Below are 21594 nucleotides of genomic sequence, written 5' to 3'. Positions count from 1 at the left end.
ATCCCGACTCCCGTGTCTCAGCGCTCAGTTGATGACGCGCCGAAAGTCGTGTGCCCGGTACCCGGGGCCGTAGGATCGGTGATCTCGTGGGGGAGGTGGTGATGGGCAAGCGACGCCCTGGGGCGCCGACGCTGGAAGAGGTGGCCGCCCACGCCGGGGTGGGGCGGGGCACGGTCTCCCGAGTCGTCAACAACGCGGCCGGAGTGAAGGAGTCGACACGCCGGGCCGTGCAACGCGCCATCGAGGAACTGGGGTACGTGCCCAATCTCGCCGCCCGGTCGCTGGCCGGGCGACGGGCCGACGCCGTGGCGCTGGTGCTCACGGAGCCGGACTGGAGGATGTTCGCCGAGCCGTTCTTCTCGGAGATCGTCCGCTCGCTCGGCGACGCACTGGCGGACACCGGGATGCAACTGCTGCTGACCCTGGTGCGTTCGGAGGACGAGCGCCGGCGATTCCTGGAGTACGCACGGGGCGGCCGGGTCGACGGGGTCCTGATGATGTCCGTGCACGCCGACGATCAACTGCCGGACATGCTGGCCGAGGCGCGGCTGCCGACCGTGCTGCTCGGACGCCGCTCGGGCGACGAGTACGTCAGCTATGTGGACGCGGACAACGTCGGCGGTGCCCGCAACGCCGTGTCCCATCTGCTGAACCAGGGCCGCAGAGCGATCGCCACGATCACCGGCCCGCTGGACATGTACGTCGCCCAATGCCGGCTGCGCGGCTATCAGGAGGCCTTGGAGACGGCCGGCCTGAAAGGCTCGCGGTCCCTGGTCGCCGAGGGCGACTTCACCGAGGACAGCGGGCGCCGCGCCATGGAGGAACTCCTCCGGCGGCACCCGGAGATCGACGGCGTCCTCGCGGCGTCCGACACCGCGGCGGCAGGGGCACTGCAGACGCTGCGTGCCGCGGGGCGGCGGGTGCCGGAGGACGTCGCCGTGATCGGATTCGACGACTTCTCCTTGGCCCAGCGCACCGAACCACGCCTGACGACCGTGCGTCAGCCGGTGGAGGAAATGGGGCGGGTCATGATCCGACTGTTGCTGGAGGAGATGGAGGAGCCCTTCGTCGCCTGGCGCCACGTCATCCTGCGCACGGAACTGATCGTCCGCGAATCGGCCTGACGACGGTCCCTGCCCGCCCGCAGACCCGAACCGGACGTGCGGGGCGGGCAGTTCACGGCAAGTCGCGGGGCATGTCTCTTGGGGTCAGTTGAGCGTCCATCGCTGGTTGGTCTGGCCGTTGCAGGTCCACAGCTGTGCTGGAGTGCCGTTGGCGGTGGCGGCGCCGGTGACGTCCAGGCACAGGCCCGAAGGGGCGCTGGTGATCGTGCCGTTGGCGTTGAGCGTCCACTGCTGGTTGGCCTGGTTGTTGCAGCTCCACGTGATGACCTTGGTGCCGGGGCTGGTGCCCTGTCCCGAGGCGTCCAGGCACAGACGGCTGCCGCCCATGGTGACGCTCAGCTCGTGAGAGGAGCTCTGGGACCAGGTCTGGTTCGCCGCGCCGGTGCAGTCACGGATCTGCGTCTGCGTGCCCGGCGTCGTGGAACCGCCCGGCACCTCCAGGCACTTGCCCGCACCCACCGCACGCAGCAAACCGCTATCGCTGGGCGGCGTGCTGCCCGTCGGCACGTACGGGCACTTGCCGCGGTAGATCGAGATGCCGGCGGGATCGGCCAGGGTCGGGCAGAGGAACTGGGTGTAGCGGGTGTCGTTGTCGACGAAGGTCTTCAGCCAGGGGATCAGGACCTTCATCTCGGTGTTGTTGGGATGGGTGTAGTAGACGTGGTCGGCTCCGGCGATCTGCAGAAAGGCGCTCTGGGTCGCGGCGGGCATGGTGGCGTACAGCCCGTCGAGGTAGGACGGGGTGACCACGGTGTCGTTCTGTCCGCCGATGACCATCGTCGGTACCCGGTCGGTGGCCAGGTTCTGCGAGGGGGAGAAGGGCGCGAGGGCTATCGCGGCTTTCAGTGCGGGCCGCCGTTCGGAGGCGCTGATGACGCCCCCGCCGCCCATCGAGTGGCCGATGACCGCCAGCCGGTCGGGGTCGACCCGGTCACGCACGGGGCTCTGCCGCGTGAGGTAGTCCAGCGCTGCCAGCAGCTGGGTTCCGCGGGCGGTGTCGTAGTCGGTGCGGCTGTTGGTCTCGACGCCGATCACGACGAACCCGAAGGACGACAGCCATGGCCCCATCCACGCTTCTTCGTCGGCGAAGCGGGCGGTGTAGCCGGGGACGATCGCGACGGCGCCCCAGGTGCCCAGAGTGCTGTCGGTGGGGTAGTAGACGGTGCCGCCGTTGAACCCGTTGCCCGGTGCCACATTGACCGAGGCGGTGGTGAAGGGGCCGCGGGTGGCGGCGACGCTGGCCACCGTGGGATCCGGACCGCGCTGGTAGGGGTTGCCGGCGGCGGCGGCCGGCTGAAGGGACGAGAGCATGGCCGCGATGAGCCCGGCCACGGTCACGATCACGGCCGTGACCGTCCTGAGGGGTCGTGCCCGTAAGCCGGGTCGCGTCCGGGCGGACGGAGCCTCCTCGGAAGCCCGGGGTGGAAGGGCGGTGCTTGGCATCGGCAATCTCCTTGTCGTTTCATGCGGTTGCGGTCTCGGTGGTGGCACACCGGATTCCGAGCCGCTTCTCTGCGGTGCGCGGCGCAGGGGTGATGGGTCCGCGGCGGTGAGCCGCGCGTTCGGTGGTGCGGCCGCACTGAAGGGACCCGCTGTGAGTGGTGCTGGACGAACCCGTGTCGCACAACGGCGCCGCGCCGGCGGCGTCGTAACGTGACCGGCCGGGCGGACCCGGGAGGCAAGGGTTCGGGGGAACGGCGCCGGGCTGCCGGAGCCGACGTGCGTTCCGCGTCTCACAAGTACCCGAGATGTGAGGCGAATCGGTTCGACGCAAGCGCTTCGACGGGATGCTACGACCGGTGGTCTACGGGGTCAATGGCGGGCCGTGAGTCGAATGCGAATCCGACGCGTGGTCAGGGGCCGCCGGCTCCGGCCGGCCTCCGGACCCGCGGCCCGTATACATGACTGCGTCCCTGCTCATCGCCATGATGGCGAGGCCTCGGGAGAATTCGCAACGGCTGCCGTCCGCTCTCGCGCGACTCGCGGTTCCCGAACGGCTGGTGGCGGAACGGTCGTCCACCTGCCGCCACACCGCAACTTTTCGACGGCGCAGACGGCTTGCGAACCGCGGGAATAAGCAGTCGAATCGATTCCGCAACGAGGTTCACAGCAGGGAGCACGGCACACGTCACGGCCCCGCGAGACCGGGAGCACCGTCTCCCCCGAAACCTCGCTGCAATCCCACTGCACAACGGCACGTCCGAGCGCCTCGGCATCCGCCGATGCCATCACCACACCCCGAGCGGGTTGCGCCGGCACGGTAGGGAGATCAGATGGGAACCATACGTACAAGACGCCACCCGCTGTCCGTGCGGGGCGGCGTCGAGCGGTTGCTCGCGGCGGTACGGCACCGTGGCAGGCCGTGGGCCGCGTCATCTCGGACACCGGTGTCGCCGGCGCGCCCTGTCCGCTCCCGTTGGGGGACGTTGGCCCGGGCGGGTACCGCGGCCGCGCTCGTCGCCGGAACCCTGGCGGGGGCGACGGCCACCGCCGGAACAGCCCGCGCGGCCACGTCCGGCCCCTGTGACATCTACGCGTCGGGCGGTACGTCCTGCGTGGCGGCGCACAGCACGACACGCGCCCTGTACGCCTCGTACAACGGACCGCTGTACCAGGTCCGGCGTTCCTCGGACAACACCACCCGGAACATCGGCGTCCTGAGCGCGGGCGGGTATGCCGACGCCTCCGCCCAGGACTCGTTCTGCTCGGGGACGACCTGCCTGATCACGGTCATCTACGACCAGTCGGGCCGCGGCAACAACCTCACCCAGGCGCCCGGCGGCGGTGCGGCGGGCGGCCCGGACAATCTCGCGAACGCGACCGCCGCGCCGACCACGGTGGGCGGTCACAAGGCCTACGGCGTCTTCGTGGCACCCGGCACCGGTTACCGCAACAACCACACCAACGGCGTCGCCACCGGGGACAACCCCGAAGGCATGTACGCGATCTTCGACGGCACGCACTACAACGGCGGCTGCTGCTTCGACTACGGCAATGCCGAGACGGACAGCAACGACGACGGCAACGGCACCATGGAGGCCATCTACTTCGGCAACATCAAGGTCTGGGGATACGGCAGCGGCAACGGTCCCTGGATCATGGCCGACCTGGAGAACGGCCTGTTCTCCGGGGTGAACCAGCATTACAACGCCAACGACCCGACCATCAACTACCGGTACACGACCGCCATCATCAAGGGCGGCCCGAACCACTGGGCGATCCGCGGCGGCAACGCGCAGTCCGGTTCCCTGTCCACCTTCTACGACGGAGTGCGCCCCAACGTCGCCGGCTACAACCCGATGCGCAAGCAGGGCGCCATCATCCTGGGGATCGGCGGCGACAACAGCAAGGGCGCCCAAGGCACCTTCTACGAGGGCGTGATGACCTCCGGCTACCCGTCGGACGCCACCGAGAACGCCGTACAGGCCAACATCACCGCGGTCGGATACGGCAACTCCTCCGGGGGCGGTACGGGTACCGGCGCGCTGCACGCGGTGGGCGCGGGCAAGTGCCTGGACGTGCCGAACTCTTCCACCACGGCCGGTACGCAGCTGCAGATCTGGGACTGCAGCGGTGGTGCCAACCAGACCTGGACCCGCACGTCCTCCAACCAGCTGACCGTCTACAGCGGCGGCAGCCAGCTGTGCCTGGACGCGTACAACAACCAGACGTCCGCCGGTACCAAGGTGGTGACCTGGCCGTGCAACGGCGGGTCCAACCAGCAGTGGCAGGTCAATTCGGACGGCACCGTCACCGGCACCCAGTCGGGGCTCTGCCTCGATGTCACCGGTGCCTCCACGGCCAACGGTGCCCTGGCCGAACTCTGGCCGTGCAACGGCGGCTCCAACCAGCAATGGAGCCTCAGTTGACCTGAGAGGCTCCCCTCCGTGGCCGGTGCGTCGCCGGCCACGGACTCGCCACCCGACGCTCGCAGGGCCGCCCCGGCAGGCATGTCATGCCGGCGACGCGCACGGGGGGCGGAAGTGCGGCAAGCACCCGTCCTCGCGCAAGACGGGACCACACGCGCCACCACCGGAGGATGACCATGTCCAGAGCCAGAGCACTTCGCGGTCTGTGGGCCGTCCCCGTAGCTCTGCTCGCCCTGCTGATCGGCAGCCCGGCCACCGCCGGCGTCGCCCACGCGCCGCCGACAGCGCGCCAGGCGGCGGCCGCCGACCTGTATGTGGCGCCGGACGCGGCTCCGGGCGGGAACGGCAGCGCCGAGCAGCCGTTCGCCACCATCGACCAGGCGCAGCAGCCCGCGCACCGTCTCTCGGCCGATACGGACGTCGTCGTCCACCTGGCCGGCGGCACCTACCGCCTCTCCGAGCCACTGACCTTCGGTTCCGGCGACGGCGGTCAGAACGGCCACACCATCACCTACCAGGGTGCCTCCGCTCAGCAACCGATGGTGACAGGAGCCCAGCAGATCACAGGTTGGCAGGTGCATGATCTGTCGAAGAACATCTGGTCGGTCCACGTCGGCACGGGTGTGAACACGCGCCAGCTCTACGTCAATGGCAGGGAGGCACCCCGCGCGTCGATCCAGGTGCCCCGCTCCGCCTTCACCTTCACCCAGACCGGCCTGGCCGTCACCGACTCCTCCCTCGACTACCTGGCCGGCCTCTCGGACCAGGACCACATGGAAGTCGAGAGCATCAACTCCTTCACCGACCGCTACGCGCCGGTGCAGTCGATCTCCGGCAGGACCATCACCATGCGGCAGCCCGCGTGGAACAACAACTCCTGGGGCTACGACACCATCAATGCGCCGTTCGCCGGCGGGACGATGTACCTGGAGAACAACTACGCCTTCCTGCAGCAGGCCGGACAGTGGTATCTCGACTCGTCCACCGGCGACCTGTACTACCGCGCCCCTGCCGGGCAGAACCCCAACGGTTACGACGTCGAACTGCCCCGGTTGCAGAGCCTGCTGGGCATCAGCGGCAGCCACGGCACACCCGCGGCCGGTCTGGCCTTCACCGGCATCCGGTTCACGGGAACCTCCTGGCTCGGCCCGAGCGGACCCGAGGGCTACGCGGACCAGCAGAGCGGCGCACACATCACCGGTGCCTACGCGATGCCCGCCAACTGGCTGAGCACATGCAAATCGGGCTGCACGCAGTTCGAGGCCACCCGTAACCACTGGGCGCAGATGCCCGCGGCCGTGCAGGTCTCCGCCGCCACCGGCATCACATTCTCCGGCGACACCTTCTCCGAACTGGGTCAAGCCGGACTGGGCGTGGGCAATGACGGCGTCGCCACGGCCTCCGGCACCGGACTCGGCGCCAACGGCGTCACCATCACCGGCAACACCTTCACCGACGACGCCGGCAGTGGCATCCAGGTGGGCGGCATCCAGCCGGACGCGCACCATCCCGGCAACCCGCAGATGACCAACCAGAACATCACCATCAGCAACAACAAGGTGAGCGGGGTGGGCACCGACTACAAGGAGACCGCCGCGATCCTGTCCACCTACGTCACCGGCGCGACGATCACCCACAACCAGTGCGATCACCTGCCCTACGACGGGATCGACATCGGCTGGGGCTGGGGCGTCAACGACCCCGGCGGCAGCCAGGACTACGTCAACCGGGGCACGTACGCCTACCAGCCCGTCTACAGCACCCCCACGACGCTGAAGAACACCACGGTCTCCCACAACCTGATCTACGACACCAAGAACGCGATGTTCGACGGCGGCAGCATCTACAACCTGTCCGCGAACCCCGGCTCGGTGATCTCCGACAACTACATGTACGACAACAACCACACCACCGCGCTCTACCTCGACGAGGGCTCCCGTTACCTGACGGTGTCGAACAACGTGGTTCAGGACGCGAGCAACTGGGCTCTCACCAACGCCAACGCGAACAACCACACCGACGACAGCACGTTCTCCGGCAACTGGTACAACGGCGGCAACGCGTACGTGGCCACCGGCCCTCCGCACCACAACGTGCTCACCGGAAACGTCCAGGTCAGCGGAACCAACTGGCCTCAGGACGCCCGGCAGGTCATACAGCAGGCGGGCGTCCAATCCTCGGGCGGCGGTGGCGGTTTCCCCAGCGGCTACCACCGGTTGGTCGTCGGCAGCGACGGCCTGTGCCTGGACGTGCACGGCAACTCCGGCAGCGCGGGCGCCGCGGTCGACCAGTGGACCTGCAACGGTCAGAGCAACCAGCAGTTCCGGTTCGTCCCGGCGGCAGGTGGCTACGGACAACTGCAGGCACAGAACTCCGGCCTGATGGTGGCGGTGTCCGACGGCTCGACGGCCGCCGGTACGCCGGACATCGTGCAGCAGACCCCCAACGGAACGGCCGGCGCTCTGTGGCTCCCGGTACAGCAGTCCGACGGCTCGTACTCCTTCCGGAACCAGAACAGCGGCCTGTGCCTGGACGTCTACGGCGGCGGCAGCAACCCCGGCCAGCAGCTGGACCAATGGCCGTGCAAGAACACGGCCGGCAGCAACCAGGACTTCGACCCTCGCTGACCGGCCGAGTGCTCGTTCACCCCACCCACTGCCCGCACCAGTGAGGAACGCCTATGAAGAAGCACTCGGTACCCCTGGCCGTCGCGCTGACGGCCGTACTGGGCATCGGCGCCGCGTCACCCGCGGCGGCCGGCGCCGGCTCCGGGCCGCCGTCCTCCGCGCATCGTGCCGCCGCCCCCGCAGCGCCCGCCACCCTGCGGCTGATGCCCTTGGGCGACTCGATCACCTGGGGCGTCGGCAGCCCGTCGGGGAACAGCTACCGGAGCTTCCTGTGGAACCAGCTGGCGGCCGAGGGACACGCCCTGGACTTCGTCGGCTCGGGCCGCAACGGCACCATGTCCGACCCGGACAACGAAGGCCACTCCGGCTGGCGGATCGACCAGATCGGCGGCATCGCGGACTCCGTACTGGCCCGTTACCGCCCGAACGTGGTGACCCTGGAGATCGGCACCAACGATCTGAACGGCAACTATCAGATCCCGACCGCTCCTGACCGGCTGCGTGCGCTCATCGACCAGATCACGCGCGACGCCCCCGACGCGACCGTCCTCGTCGGCACCGTGATCGTCTCCACGAGCGGCATCGAGGAGGCCAACCGGCCCGCCTTCAACGCCAAGCTGCCCGGGATCGTCCAGGCCGAGCAGGCCGCCGGCAAGCATGTACGCCTGGTGGATATGAGCGCCCTGACCAGCGCGGACCTGTCCGACTCCCTGCATCCCAACGACAACGGCTTCCGCAAGATGGCGGACGCCTTCAACGCGGGCGTGCAGGCCGCGGACGCGGCCGGCTGGATCAGGTCGCCGGCTTCGGCGGACGGTCAGGTGCGCTCCGGAATCGCGGGCAAGTGTCTGGACGTGAGCGGCGGCAACAGCGCCGACGGGACCGCCGTCGACATCGCGACGTGCAACGGCTCCGCCGCGCAAGCGTGGTCTGCGCGCTCCGACGGCACCCTGCGCGCGCTCGGCAAATGCCTTGACGCCAGCGGCCGCGGCACCGCCAACGGCACCAAGATGCAGGTCTGGGACTGCAACGGCGGCAGCAACCAGCAATGGCAGTCCAACGCCGGCGGTTACCGCAACCCTGCCTCCGGACGCTGCCTCGACGATCCCCAGTCGTCCACCACCGACGGTACGCAACTCGTCCTGTGGGACTGCAACGGTGGCGCCAACCAGCAATGGACCGCGCTGCCGGTCACCTCGGCTGCGTAACCCGGCTCGGCAGAGACACCGACGCGTCGTCGGTGTCACAACCCCCCACACGCACCCCCCACATATACAAGGAGACTGATCCCTCATGTCCTGGCTCAATGAAGAGCCCCGTCTGCGCCGGGCCCTGGCCCTGGCCGCCGGCGTGGCAGCCGGTGCGGCACTGGCCCTGGCCGGCCCGGGGAACCCGGCCGCCCACGCGGCCTCCGGCACACTGGGTGCCGCGGCGGCCGACAGCGGCCGTTACTTCGGCACGGCCGTGGCCGCCGGGAAGCTGGGCGACTCGACGTACTCCGGCATCCTGGACCGCGAGTTCAACATGATCACGCCCGAGAACGAGATGAAGTGGGACACCACCGAGCGCTCCCGCGGCAGCTTCAACTTCGGGCCCGCCGACCAGATCGTCAGCCACGCCGCCGCGCACGGTCAGCGGATGCGCGGCCACACCCTGGTCTGGCACTCCCAACTGCCGGGCTGGGTCAGCTCCATCACCGACGCGGGCACCCTGCGCAGCGTGATGAACAACCACATCACCACCGAGATGAACCACTTCAAGGGCAGGATCTACGCCTGGGACGTGGTCAACGAGGCCTTCGCCGACGGCGGCAGCGGCCAGCACCGCTCCTCGGTCTTCCAGAACGTCCTCGGCAACGGCTTCATCGAAGAAGCCTTCCGCACCGCACGCAACGCCGATCCGGCCGCCAAGCTCTGCTACAACGACTACAACATCGAGAACTGGTCCGACGCCAAGACCCAGGGCGTCTACAACATGGTCCGCGACTTCAAGAACCGCGGCGTGCCCATCGACTGCGTCGGCTTCCAGTCCCACTTCGGCACCGGCGGACCGCCCGCCGGCTTCCAGACCACGCTGAACAACTTCGCCGCCCTCGGCGTCGACGTACAGATCACCGAACTCGACATCGCCCAGGCCCCGGCGACCGCCTACACCAACACCGTCAAAGCCTGCATGAACATCGCCCGCTGCAAGGGCATCACGGTGTGGGGCATCCGGGACAGCGACTCCTGGCGCAGCGGAGACAACCCCCTGCTGTTCGACCGCAACGGCAACAAGAAGCCCGCCTACAACGCGGCATTGACCGCGCTCGGCGGCGCTGCGGGGAACTCGGGTGGCATCGTCTCGGGAGCGGTGGACTCGCTGACCGACGTCGCTTCGGGCCGGGCGCTGGAGGTTCCGTCGGCGCAGAGCGCCAACGGGAGCCCCGTCCAGGTCCTCGACTCCAACGGCGGTGCCAACCAGCACTGGAACTTCATGTGAGGTGACCGGGGCCAGTGAAGCCCGCGTCCGGCACGGCGGCCGTCGCCGGACGCGGGTTTCGGCATGCCCTCGAACCGTCTCGACCAAGGGACAGACATGGGATGGATATCGCCCTTGGTCGCGGAGACAGGCCTATTGACATGGCAACGAGGCTGTGGGATCACTATGCGTCATGGGATGTCTGAGTGTTCCCTGTGGGCGCTCTCGGGCGCGCTGACGGAGCGGTCGACACCCCTTCTCGAGCCCTTTCGGGCAGGCACAGCACTTTCCGTCCCCTTCCCCCCCCGCATATCGAGGACACGGAATGCAGCCTTCATTCGCTCCGCCCTGCCGCCCCGCGGCTCGCGCACCACGCTTACCGGCGGTCGCGGCCGTATGCGTGCTCGCACTCCTGGCCATGGTGCTGGCCACCGCGCCGACCTGGTCGGCATCGGCGGCCGCGGCGCCCCTGGTGAGTTCCGCGTCGGGACGCTGCCTGGACGTCAAGGGCGATGTCGACACGTCGGGCACTGCGCTGCAGATCTGGGACTGCAACGGCCAGGTCAACCAGGCGTTCGAGCTCACGGCGGCGGGCGAGCTGAGGACGATGAACGGCATCCGGTGCGTGGATGCCTACGACAACCGGACGGCGCCCGGGGCCCCGGTGGTCATCCGCCCGTGCGACGGACGTACCACCCAGGCGTGGCGGGAGAACTCCGACGGGTCCGTCACCGGAACCGCGTCCGGGTTCTGCCTGGACGTCAACGGGGCGGCGACGGCCAACGGGACCGCGGTCATCCTGTGGACCTGCAACGGCCAGAGCAATCAGAAGTGGACGATGGCGACGGCTCCGCCCCCGCCCGGCGGCTCGGGCCCGTGCGACATCTACGCCGCCGGCGGCACGCCGTGCGTGGCCGCGCACAGCACCGTGCGGGCGCTCTACGGTTCCTACAACGGCACCCTGTACCAGGTCAGGCGCGCCTCGGACAACGCGACCAGGGACATCGGAGTACTGGCGCCGGGCGGGTTCGCCGACGCGGCGGCACAGGACGCGTTCTGCGCGGGCACCACGTGCGTGATCACGGTCGTGCGCGATCAGTCCGGCCACGGCAACGACCTGTGGTACCAGGGCTCGGCCCAGGTCCCGGGGTCGAACCAGAGCAGTCCCGCGAAGGCGACCTCGGAGTCGCTGACCGCCGGAGGCGCCAAGGCGTACTCGCTCTACATCAACCCCGGCAACAGCTACTGGCGGGACGGACATCTGACCGGGGTACCGACCGGCTCCGCGCCCGAGGGGGCGTACATGGTGACCAGCGGCACCCATGTCAACGGCGGCTGCTGCTTCGACTACGGCAACAGCGAGACGACCAGGAAGGCCGACGCCGCCGGAGCCATGGACGCGATCAACTTCGGTACCGAGTGCTGGTTCGGCGGCTGTTCCGGCAGCGGCCCCTGGGTGCAGGCCGACCTCGAGTGGGGCCTGTACTCGGGCGGCAGCCAGTCCTGGAACCCCAACCAGCGTGCGTTTCCGACCAAGTTCGTCACCGCGATGCTGAAGAACAACGGCACGTCGAGGTTCGCCCTCAAAGGCGGCAACGCCCAGTCAGGGAGCCTGACCACCTTGTGGGACGGCGGACTGCCCGCCGGATACAGCCCCATGAAGAAGCAGGGAGCCATCGTCCTGGGCAGCGGCGGCGACTGCTGCAAGCCGGGCGGCGGCGCGAACCTGAGCGCCGGCACCTTCTACGAGGGCGCCATGGTCGCCGGCTATCCCTCCGACGCCACCGACAGCGCAGTACAGGCCAACATCACCGCCGCCGGCTACCGCTGACCCACCTCCAACTCGCCCCAGGAGTCGATGACGTATGCCCCCGACCACCATGAGACCCAGGCGCCCACGGCCCCTGCCTCCGCTGCCGTCCCTGCGCAGAACCCTGGCGCTCATGTTCTCGACCGTGCTGCTCACCTTTGCCGTTCCTCTCCTCTCCCTCGGCACGGCGCACCCCGCCGCCGCGCTCGGCAACGGGCTCGCGCCGACTCCGCAGATGGGCTTCAACGACTGGAACGCGTACGGCTGCAACGTCTCGGAGTCACTGATCAAGTCCACCGCCCAGGCGATGCACACCAACGGCATGCAGGCGGCGGGCTATACATACGTCAACATCGACGACTGCTGGATGACCCACAACCGGGACTCCGGCGGTCACCTGGTGCCGGACCCGGCCAAGTTCCCCGACGGCATCAAGGGGACCGCCGACTACGTCCACTCGCTGGGGCTGAAGCTGGGGATCTACGAGGACGCGGGCACCGCGACCTGCGCCGGATACCCGGGCAGCCTCGGGCACGAGACCACGGACGCGCAGTCGTTCGCGTCGTGGGGCGTGGACTACCTGAAGTACGACAACTGTAACAACACCGGCGTTCCCGCGCGCACCCGGTACACCACCATGAGGGACGCCCTCGCGGCCACCGGCCGACCGATCCTGTACAGCCTGTGCAACTGGGGCCAGGAGAACGTGTGGACCTGGGGCGCGAGCGTGGGCAACAGCTGGCGCACGACCGGAGACATCAGCCCCACCTACTCCAGCATGCTGTCGATCTTCCACAGCAACGTCGGACTGGCCTCCTACGCCGGCCCCGGCCACTGGAACGACCCGGACATGCTGGAGATCGGCAACGGCTCGATGACGGCGACCGAGAACCGCAGCGAGTTCAGCCTCTGGGCGGAGATGGCCGCGCCGCTCATCGCGGGCACCGACATCCCCCAGGCCGGCTCGGCCACCCTGTCCGTCCTGACCAACTCCCGGGTGATCGCGGTCGACCAGGACCCCCTGGGCAAGCAGGGCACCATGGTCTCCTCCTCGGGCGGCCTGGACGTGCTGGCCAAGCCGCTGGCCAACGGGGACGTGTCGGTGGCGCTGTTCAACGAGACGGGCTCCACGGCGACCATCACCACCAGCGCGGCCGCGATAGGCAAGACCGGGGCGTCCACGTACTCCCTGACCGACCTGTGGTCGGGCGCGTCCTCGACGACCTCCGGGGCCATCAGCGCCTCGGTGCCGGGGCACGGCACGGTGATGTACCGGGTCGCGGGCGGCACCAGCGGCGGCTCCACCGGTGTCACCGGCCCGCTGCACGCCGTCGGGTCGGGCAAGTGCCTGGACGTACCGAACTCGACCACGACCGCGGGCACCCAGGTGGAGATCTGGAGCTGCAACGGCGGTGCCAACCAGACCTGGACCCACACCGCCTCCGACCAGCTCACCGTCTACTCCGGCAGCGGTCAGATGTGCCTGGACGCCTACGACAACCAGACCACGCCCGGGACGAAGGTGGAGATCTGGCAGTGCAACGGCCAGAGCAACCAGCAGTGGTCGCTGAACTCCGACGGCACGATCACCGGCCGCCAGTCCGGCCTGTGCCTGGACGTCGCCGGAGGGGCCACGGCCGACGGCACCCTCGCCGAGCTGCGGACCTGTAACGGAAGCAGCAGCCAGCAATGGAGGCTGGGCTGAGTCCCCCTGCTCGTCACCACCGCCACAGAGGAGATTCCCTTGCCCGGATCAGCAATGGATCGCCGACGCAGGCGATTCCCGGCCGCGTTCCTGATCGCCCTGGCGATGGCCCTGGCAGCGCTGGGCACACCGGCGTTCGCCACGTCACCGGGGGCCGGCACCCGTAGCGCCGTCCACACGTCGGCCCCCGCAGCCGCCGCGGACGCGTCGCTTCCCTGCGACATCTACGCCGCGGGCGGCACGCCGTGCGTGACGGCGCACTCCACGACCAGGGCGCTCTTCACCGCCTACAACGGGCCGCTGTACCAGATCCAGCGGTCCTCCGACCACACCTACCGCGACATCGGGGTGCTCGCCGCGGGCGGGTACGCCGACGCCGCCTCCCAGGTGTCGTTCTGCGCGGGCACGTCGTGCACGATCACGAAGATCTACGACCAGACCGCCAGACACAATGACCTGCCGATCTCCTGGGGCGGCTACTGGAAAGGGCCCGGCCCCAACGGCTCCGACGTGGGCGCGGACGCCATGGCCCTGCCCGTGACCGCGGCCGGTCACCCGGTGTTCGGCGTCAAGGTCACCCCCGGCGTCGGCTACCGGCTCGACCACGCGAGCGGCGTGGCCACCGGCTCCCAGCCCGAAGGCATCTACATGGTGACCTCGTCGAACTACACCAACCAGTGGTGCTGCTTCGACTACGGCAGCGGCGAGAACTCCCACACCGACACCGGCAACGCCACCATGAACGCCATCTACTGGGGCAACGCCTGCTGGTTCGGCGGTTGCACGGGCAGTGGCCCGTGGGTCGAGGCCGACCTGGAGAACGGCATGTTCCACACCAACACAGGCTCCAACAAGGACCCGAACAACCCCGGCGTGCACTACCCGTTCGTCAGCGCGTGGCTGAAGAACAACGGCACCACCAACTTCACCCTCAAATACGGCAACGGTGCCGGCGGAGGGCTGAACACCACCTTCTCCGGGCCGCTGCCCAACGGCTACTCGCCGATGAAGGTCGACAGCTCGGTCCTGCTCGGCACCGGCGGCGACAACAGTCCTTCGGGACAAGGCGAGTTCTTCGAAGGCGCGATGACGACGGGCTACCCCTCCGACGCCACCGAGAACGCCGTCCAGGCCAGTATCACCGCGGCCGGCTACGGGACGGGAAGCGGCGGGGGCGGTACGACGGGTGCGCTGCGTGCGGTGGGTGCGGGCAAGTGCCTGGAGGTGCCGGGCGGTTCCACGACGCCGGGCACGCAGACGCAGATCCGTGACTGCACCGGCGCGGCGAACCAGACCTGGTCCCAGAGCTCCTCTCACGAGCTGAGCGTCACCATGGGCGGCAGCCGTCTGTGCCTGGACGCCTCGGGACAGGGCACCAGCCCCGGCACCAAGGTCATCACGTGGAGCTGCAACAACCAGGCCAACCAGCAGTGGACGCTCAACGCCAACGGCACGATCACCAGCGCCCCTTCGGGCCTGTGCCTGGACGTCACCGGCGCCGCCACCGCCAACGGCACTCCAGCACAGCTGTGGACCTGCAACGGCCAGACCAACCAGCGATGGACGCTCAACTGACCCCAAGAGACATGCCCCGCTCGACTCCGGGGCGGCATCCCGACGCCGCCCCGGGCTGTCGCCGCGCCGCGCCGCGACGCGCCGGCGCCGGCGCCGACCACAGGAGGATCGAATGAGGACCAGAGCGCGACCCGGTCGTCCGGCGCTGGTGGCCGGCATCGTCCTGGCACTCGTGCTGGCGCTGCTGTCGACGGCACCGAGCCAGGCCGCCCCGGCCCTGTCGCTGAGCGTGAACCTGGCGTCGACGCGAGGACCGTCGATGGGTGTGGGGGAGGGGTTCCTCTACGGCATCAGCGAAGACGGCGGCCAGCCCGCGGACCGGTTCCTGCAGCCGCTGGGAATCAACGCCTTCCGCGGCGGCGGATGGTTCTCCGGCGGCTGGATCAAGGACGGCTACCAGAACGGTTCGGCCACCCGGGCCGACATCGACTCCATCGTCGCGCAGGCGAAACGGCTCACTCGCCCGCCCTACCACGCGCAGTACCAGGTGCTCGTCAGTGACATCTACGGCGCGAACGGCGGCCAGCCGTCGAACACCAGGTACCCGTGCGACAACGGCGACTGCTCCAACTGGATCGGGTTCATCGACTCCACGGTGGGAGCGCTGCAGGCTTCGGGCCTGACCTTCGCCTACGACATCTGGAACGAGCCGGACATCTCCGTCTTCTGGACCCGGGGGGTGAACAGCGCCCAGTACTTCCAGATGTGGGACAGCGCCTACCGGGAGATCCGGCGGATCGCCCCCGGGGCGCAGATCGTGGGACCGTCTCTCGCCTTCACCCCGCAGCGCAACCCGGCGGAGTGGCAGACCTGGCTCGCGCATGTGAAGGCGGCCGGGACCGTGCCGGACATGATCACCAATCACAACGAGGGCGACGTCGACGATCCGGTCACCGTCGGTCAGAGCCTCGACAACGCGCTGACCTCGGCGGGGATCGGCCGCTTGCCGTTGTCCTCGAACGAGTACCAGCCCGCCGACCGGCAGACCGCCGGGGTGACGGCCTGGTACCTGGCGCGGTTTGCGCAGTCCCGGTACACCAACGCGATGCGCGGCAACTGGGTGTGCTGCGTGACCCCGAACCTGACGGGAGTTCTCACCCAGAGCGGGGGCAGTTGGCAGCCGACCGGCAACTGGTGGGCGCTTCGCGACTACGCCGACATGACCGGCACCCTCGTCGACACCTCCGGCCAGGTCGGCTCCACGGCCGTCTCCGCCGCCGAGGACTCCGCCGCCAAGCGGGCGGTCGCCGTCATCGGCGACTCCAACGGATACACCGGCGCCGCGTCCGTGACCTTCAACGGGCTGTCGTCCGTCCCCTGGCTGACGAACTCCGGCAGCGTGCACGTCACCGTGCACCGCATCCCGGACCAGGCACCGCTCAGTGCGCCGCAGACCGTGTACGACCAGAACGTGAGCGCCACGGGCGGTTCGATCACCGTGCCGTTCACCTTCCAGGGCGCGCACGACGCGTTCGCCGTCTACCTGACACCCGCCTCGTCCGGCGGCGGAGCCTTCCCGGACGGCGACCACCAACTCGTCTTCGCCACCAATCAGTTGTGCCTGGACGTGTACGGCGACTCCGGGGCGGAGGGGGCCGCGATCGACCAGTGGACCTGCAACGGGCAGAGCAACCAGCAGTTCCGGTTCGTACCGGCTGCGGGCGGCTACGGCGAACTGCGCGCCCGGAGCTCCGGTCAGGACGTAGCGGTCGCGGGAGGCTCCACGGCGGCCGGCGTCCCGGACATCGTCCAGCAGGCTTCCGGCACAGCGGCCAACGGCCTCTGGCTGCCGGTACGGCAGTCGGACGGCTCGTACGCCTTCCAGAACCGCAACAGCGGCCTGTGCCTGGACGCCTACGGCGCCGGCGGCAACGCGGGACAGCAACTGGACCAGTGGCAGTGCAAGAACGCGCCCGGCACCAATCAGGACTTCACCGTCCGCTGACAGCGCATCCGACGCGGACCCCACCGACCTGCGAAAGGAACCCCCACCGTGTCAGCATTCGGACGGCTGCTGCGGCGCCTGCGCGCCTCGACGGCCGTGCTCACGGGCCTCCTCCTGGCCGCCGGCGGCCTCGTGGGCACGAGCGCCGCCCCGGCCCGGGCCGCCACCTCCATCACCGTCAACGGCACCTCCTCGGGCCGGACGTTCGACGGCGTCGGCGCGATCAGCGGCGGAGGCGGCAACAGCAGACTCCTGATCGACTACCCCGAGCCCCAGCGCGGGCAGATCCTCGACTACCTGTTCAAACCCGGCTACGGCGCCGCCCTGCACATCCTCAAGGCCGAGATCGGCGGCGACACCAACTCCACCTCCGGAGCCGAGCCGAGCCACCAGCACACCCGTGCCGACCTCAACTGCGACCGGGGCTACGAATGGTGGCTGATGGAGCAGGCCAAGGCCCGCAATCCGAACATCAAGCTGTACGGGCTCGCCTGGGGTGCCCCGGGATGGATCGGCGGCGGGAACTTCTGGTCCACCGACATGGTCAACTACCTGGTTTCGTGGCTGGGTTGCGCCAAGAAGCACGGGCTCTCCATCGACTACCTCGGCGGCTGGAACGAGCGCGGCTACAACGCCTCCTGGTACGAGCAGTTGCGCAGCACGCTCAACTCCAACGGCTACGGCGGCGTCAAGATCGTAGCGGCCGACTCGGACTGGGCCGTGGCGAACGACGTGAACTCCAACCCGGCGTTCGCTGCCGCCGTGAACGTCATCGGCACCCACTACCCATGCGGCTACCGCTCCTCCCAGTCCAACTGCTCGGTGCCGTCGGCCGCCACATCCTCCGGCAAGCCGCTGTGGGCGAGCGAGAACGGCTCGGACGACTACAACGGGGGAGCGACGGCCATGGCCCGCGGCATCAACCGCGGGTACATCGACGGCCGCATGACCGCCTATCTCAACTGGCCGGTCGTCGCGGCGATCACGCCGAACCTGCCGTATCCCACCATGGGTCTCGCCCTGGCCTCGCAGCCGTGGTCGGGGCACTACGCGATCGGCAAGAACACCTGGGTCATGGCGCACACCAGCCAGTTCACCGCCCCGGGCTGGCAGTACCTCGACTCCGCCAGCGGCTACATCGGCGGCAACCGCAACAACGGCAGCTACGTCTCGCTGAAGTCCACGAACAACTCCGACTACTCCACGGTCATCGAGACGATGGACGCGGGCAGCGCCCAGACACTGAACTTCAACGTCACCGGAGGACTGTCCAGCGGGACCGTCCACGTGTGGTCGACCGACGTCAACTCCGGCAACGCCGCCGACTACTTCGTGCACACCGCGGACCTCACCCCGTCCGGCGGCGGCTTCAGCCTGACCGTACAGCCCCACCACGTCTACACCCTGACCACCACGACCGGGCAGGGCAAGGGCACCGCCACCGCACCCGCCCAGGGCGCGATGAACCTGCCGTACAGCGACTCCTTCGACGGCTACACCACCGGCAGTGAGGCGAAGTACCTCATGGACTGGCAGGGCGCCTTCGAGGTGGCGGCCTGCGGCGGCGGCCGCAGCGGCAAGTGCGTGCGCCAGATGAGCCCCCAGAAACCGATCACCTGGGACGCGCTGTCCGATCCGCACGCCCTCCTCGGTGACGTCGGCTGGAGCAACTACACCGTCTCGTCCGACGTGCTGCTCGAACAACCGGGGTATGCCGAGCTGATAGGCCGCGCCAACGGGCAGGACTACAGCAGCACCGGCGGACTGAACGCCTACCACCTGCGGGTCGGCGACACCGGCGCCTGGTCGATCCTGAACACCAACACCAACGGCAGCGTCTCCACCCTCGCCCACGGCACCACCACGGCGCTGGGCACCAACCGCTGGCACACCCTGGCGCTGACCTTCTCCGGCACCACCGTCACCGCCGTCGTCGACGGTTCCACGGTCGGCTCCGCCAACGACCGCACCTGGGCCGCCGGGCAGGTCGGCTACGCGACCGGTCAGGGCGAGACGGCGCAGTTCGACAACCTGTCCCTCACCCCCGGCAGCGGCGGCAGCGGCGGCGGTACGACCGGCACGCTCGTCGGGGTCGCCTCCGGCAGGTGCGTCGACGTGCCCAACCAGTCGCAGACGCCGGGCACCCAGGTGGAGCTGTGGGACTGCAACGGCGGCGGCAACCAGCAGTGGACGAGCACCCCGGCCGGTGAACTGCGGGTGTACGGCAGCGCCTGCCTGGACGCCGCGGGCAGTGGCACCAGCCCCGGCACGAAGGTCGACATCGCGACCTGCACCGGCGGCGGCAACCAGCAGTGGACGCTGAACGCCGACGGCACGATCACCGGCGTCCAGTCCGGCCTGTGCCTGGACGCCACCGGCGCGGGAACGGCCAACGGCACCCTGCTGGAGCTGTGGACCTGCAGCGGGGCCGGCAATCAGAAGTGGACGCGCAACTGACCAGCTCGTCAATGACGTCGAGAGGCCCCGCATGACTTCCATCCCCCACCCGATCAGCCGGCGCCGTCTGCTGGCGGCGACCGGCGCGGCCACGGCCTTCGGCCTGCTGCGGTTCGCCCCGGCGGCCGCCGCGACCGACGGCCCGGCGAGCTACACCGCGAGCTGGTCCTCCGTCGACCAGCACCCCCCGGCCCCGGCCTGGTTCAGGGACGCCAAGTTCGGCATCTACTACCACTGGGGTGTCTTCAGCGTCCCCGCGTTCGGCAACGAGTGGTATCCGCGCAACATGTACATCGGCGGCTCGAACGAGAACAAGCACCACATCGCCACCTACGGCGACCCCTCGGTGTGGCCGTACCACAACTTCATCGACGGTGCCCGCGACAAGGCCGGCCACTTCGTGCAGTTCGCACCCAAGTTGGTGTCCCAGGGAGGCAGTTGGGACCCGGATGCCTGGGCCCGCCTGTTCAAGTCCGCCGGCGCCCGATTCGCCGGCCCGGTCGCCGAGCACCACGACGGGTTCTCCATGTGGAACAGCCGCGCCAACCCGTGGAACTCCGTCCAGCACGGTCCCAGACTCGACCTCGTCTCCCTGCACGCGCAGGCCATCCGCGGACAGGGCCTGAAGTTCATGGCCTCCCTGCACCACGCGTACCACTTCAACGGCTTCTACGACCACGTGCCGTCCCAGTCGGACTCCTCCCTGCGCATCCTGTACGGACAGCAGGGCTCGGCGGCGGAGAACAAGCTCTGGTACGACAAGCTCATCGAGGTCGTCGACGGCTACCAACCCGACCTGCTCTGGCAGGACTTCGACCTGAACCTGGTGCAGGAGTCCTACCGGCTGCAGTTCCTCGCGCACTACTACAACCAGGCGGTCGCCTGGAACAAGGACGTGGTCGCGACCTACAAGGACGGCCTCGACAACAAGGGCGAGGTCTACGACTTCGAGCGCGGCGGCCCGGCCGGACTGCTCACCCCGTACTGGCTGACCGACGACAGCATCTCCTCCTCCAGCTGGTGCTACACGGTGGGCATCGGCTACTACACGACACAGGCACTGCTGCACTCGCTGATCGACCGCGTCAGCAAGGGCGGCACCATGCTGCTCAACATCGCCCCGATGGCCGACGGCACCATCCCCTCCGGACAGCAGTCGATCCTGCTCGGCATGGGGGACTGGCTCGGCCGCTTCGGAGAGGCGGTCTACGGAACCCGCTCCTGGTCCAGTTACGGCGAGGGCCCCACCAAGATGGGTGGCGGCTCCTTCAGCGGACCGGTGGCCGGCAAACCGCAGGACGTCCGCTTCACCCGCAGTCAGGACAACAAGGTCCTCTATGCCACCGCCCTGGGCTGGCAGGGCGCGACCATGACCATCGCCACGCTGAACTCCAACCAGATCAACCTCAGCAGCCTGACCGGCGCCCAACTGCTGAACAACGCCGCCGGCACGTACCTCAGCCTGCCCGCCCCGACGCAGGACGCCTCCGGACTGCACCTGGCCATGCCCTCGTCCAACCCGCCGTTCAACGCCCTGGCGTACACGGTCAAGCTCACCTTCTCCGGTGAGATCCCCGTGCTGGGCGCACCGGGCGGTTCCACGACCTGGGTGAAGATCGCCAACGCGACCAGCGGGCTGGTGCTCGACAGCGGGGGCAACGTCGCCTCCGGCTCCAACCTCAAGCAGTGGAACTACGACGGCAGTGCCAACCTGCAGTGGCAGCTCGTCGACCTCGGCAACGGCTACCACCGCATCATGAACCGCGCCAACGGCATGGCGGCCGACAGCTGGGGCAACTCCGCCAACGGCGCTCCCGCCCGGCAGGAGGCTTGGAACGGCGGTGACAACCAGCAGTGGTCGCTGAAGAGCCTCGGCGACAACCGGTACCAGATCATCAACCGTGGCACCGGTACCGCCCTCGACGGCAGCGGCAGCACCACCGTGGGCTCGACCACGGTGATGTGGACGCCGAACTCCAGCACCAACAACGCATGGACCATCACCGGCGCGTGAAGCGCCCG

At 69.1% G+C, this 21594-nt stretch carries 11 protein-coding genes and 1 pseudogene; 11 read left to right on the top strand and 1 reads right to left on the bottom strand.

Annotation, left to right across the window (positions count from 1 at the left end; translation table 11 throughout):
- Positions 1-101: 101 nt before the first annotated feature.
- Complete coding sequence (locus ACQF4J_RS04020) at positions 102-1124, top strand: LacI family DNA-binding transcriptional regulator (RefSeq protein ID WP_351582917.1); 1023 nt, start codon at positions 102-104, stop codon at positions 1122-1124.
- Between the two features lie 84 nt (positions 1125-1208).
- On the opposite strand, the gene ACQF4J_RS04015 is transcribed toward ACQF4J_RS04020, so the two are convergent.
- On the bottom strand, positions 1209-2468 hold the full coding sequence (locus ACQF4J_RS04015; protein ID WP_427164567.1) for an RICIN domain-containing protein: 1260 nt from the start codon (positions 2466-2468) through the stop codon (positions 1209-1211).
- A 929-nt stretch (positions 2469-3397) separates the two neighbouring features.
- On the opposite strand from ACQF4J_RS04015, the gene ACQF4J_RS04010 reads away from it, so the two are divergent.
- The 10 genes and pseudogenes from ACQF4J_RS04010 (at position 3398) to ACQF4J_RS03965 (ending at position 21586) form a co-directional block, all read left to right on the top strand.
- The gene (locus ACQF4J_RS04010; RefSeq protein ID WP_351806894.1) at positions 3398-4993 is read left to right on the top strand and encodes an arabinofuranosidase catalytic domain-containing protein; all 1596 of its coding nucleotides are present in this window, start codon (positions 3398-3400) and stop codon (positions 4991-4993) included.
- A gap of 176 nt (positions 4994-5169) precedes the next feature.
- Positions 5170-7620: an RICIN domain-containing protein gene (locus tag ACQF4J_RS04005; protein WP_351806896.1), complete on the top strand. Its 2451-nt coding sequence runs from the start codon at positions 5170-5172 to the stop codon at positions 7618-7620.
- Between the two features lie 53 nt (positions 7621-7673).
- Positions 7674-8828 (top strand): ricin-type beta-trefoil lectin domain protein, encoded by a 1155-nt coding sequence (locus ACQF4J_RS04000; protein ID WP_427164565.1) that lies wholly within the window; start codon positions 7674-7676, stop codon positions 8826-8828.
- An 85-nt stretch (positions 8829-8913) separates the two neighbouring features.
- A pseudogene (locus ACQF4J_RS03995) lies at positions 8914-10089 on the top strand (endo-1,4-beta-xylanase); the annotation flags it as partial.
- Between the two features lie 409 nt (positions 10090-10498).
- A complete protein-coding gene (locus tag ACQF4J_RS03990; RefSeq protein ID WP_427168556.1) occupies positions 10499-11911 on the top strand; it encodes an arabinofuranosidase catalytic domain-containing protein in 1413 nt (470 codons plus the stop codon).
- Between the two features lie 34 nt (positions 11912-11945).
- Positions 11946-13595 carry a glycoside hydrolase family 27 protein gene (locus ACQF4J_RS03985; RefSeq protein ID WP_427164564.1) on the top strand — a complete coding sequence of 550 codons (1650 nt, stop codon included), beginning with the start codon at positions 11946-11948 and terminating at the stop codon, positions 13593-13595.
- Positions 13596-13634: 39 nt separating this feature from the next.
- Entirely contained in the window at positions 13635-15170 is a 1536-nt protein-coding gene (locus tag ACQF4J_RS03980) for an arabinofuranosidase catalytic domain-containing protein (protein ID WP_351582921.1), read from the top strand.
- A 112-nt stretch (positions 15171-15282) separates the two neighbouring features.
- Positions 15283-17115: an RICIN domain-containing protein gene (locus ACQF4J_RS03975; RefSeq protein WP_427164563.1), complete on the top strand. Its 1833-nt coding sequence runs from the start codon at positions 15283-15285 to the stop codon at positions 17113-17115.
- 48 nt (positions 17116-17163) lie between these two features.
- Positions 17164-19572, top strand: coding sequence for a ricin-type beta-trefoil lectin domain protein (locus tag ACQF4J_RS03970; RefSeq protein WP_351584696.1), 2409 nt, complete (start codon positions 17164-17166; stop codon positions 19570-19572).
- Positions 19573-19603: 31 nt separating this feature from the next.
- A complete protein-coding gene (locus ACQF4J_RS03965) occupies positions 19604-21586 on the top strand; it encodes an alpha-L-fucosidase (RefSeq protein ID WP_351584691.1) in 1983 nt (660 codons plus the stop codon).
- Positions 21587-21594 lie beyond the last annotated feature (8 nt).

The sequence above is a fragment of the Streptomyces sp. C1-1 genome, assembly GCF_050214755.1.
Taxonomy (GTDB): domain Bacteria; phylum Actinomycetota; class Actinomycetes; order Streptomycetales; family Streptomycetaceae; genus Streptomyces.
Note: the sequence above shows the minus strand (reverse complement) of the source record. Positions and strands in the feature narration are given on the sequence as shown.

Coding starts and splice junctions, on each gene's coding strand:
- ACQF4J_RS04020 (WP_351582917.1), top strand. CDS start 102: ATGGGCAAGCGACGCCCTGGGGCGCCGACGCTGGAAGAGGTGGCCGCC.
- ACQF4J_RS04010 (WP_351806894.1), top strand. CDS start 3,398: ATGGGAACCATACGTACAAGACGCCACCCGCTGTCCGTGCGGGGCGGC.
- ACQF4J_RS04005 (WP_351806896.1), top strand. CDS start 5,170: ATGTCCAGAGCCAGAGCACTTCGCGGTCTGTGGGCCGTCCCCGTAGCT.
- ACQF4J_RS04000 (WP_427164565.1), top strand. CDS start 7,674: ATGAAGAAGCACTCGGTACCCCTGGCCGTCGCGCTGACGGCCGTACTG.
- ACQF4J_RS03990 (WP_427168556.1), top strand. CDS start 10,499: ATGGTGCTGGCCACCGCGCCGACCTGGTCGGCATCGGCGGCCGCGGCG.
- ACQF4J_RS03985 (WP_427164564.1), top strand. CDS start 11,946: ATGCCCCCGACCACCATGAGACCCAGGCGCCCACGGCCCCTGCCTCCG.
- ACQF4J_RS03975 (WP_427164563.1), top strand. CDS start 15,283: ATGAGGACCAGAGCGCGACCCGGTCGTCCGGCGCTGGTGGCCGGCATC.
- ACQF4J_RS03965 (WP_351584691.1), top strand. CDS start 19,604: ATGACTTCCATCCCCCACCCGATCAGCCGGCGCCGTCTGCTGGCGGCG.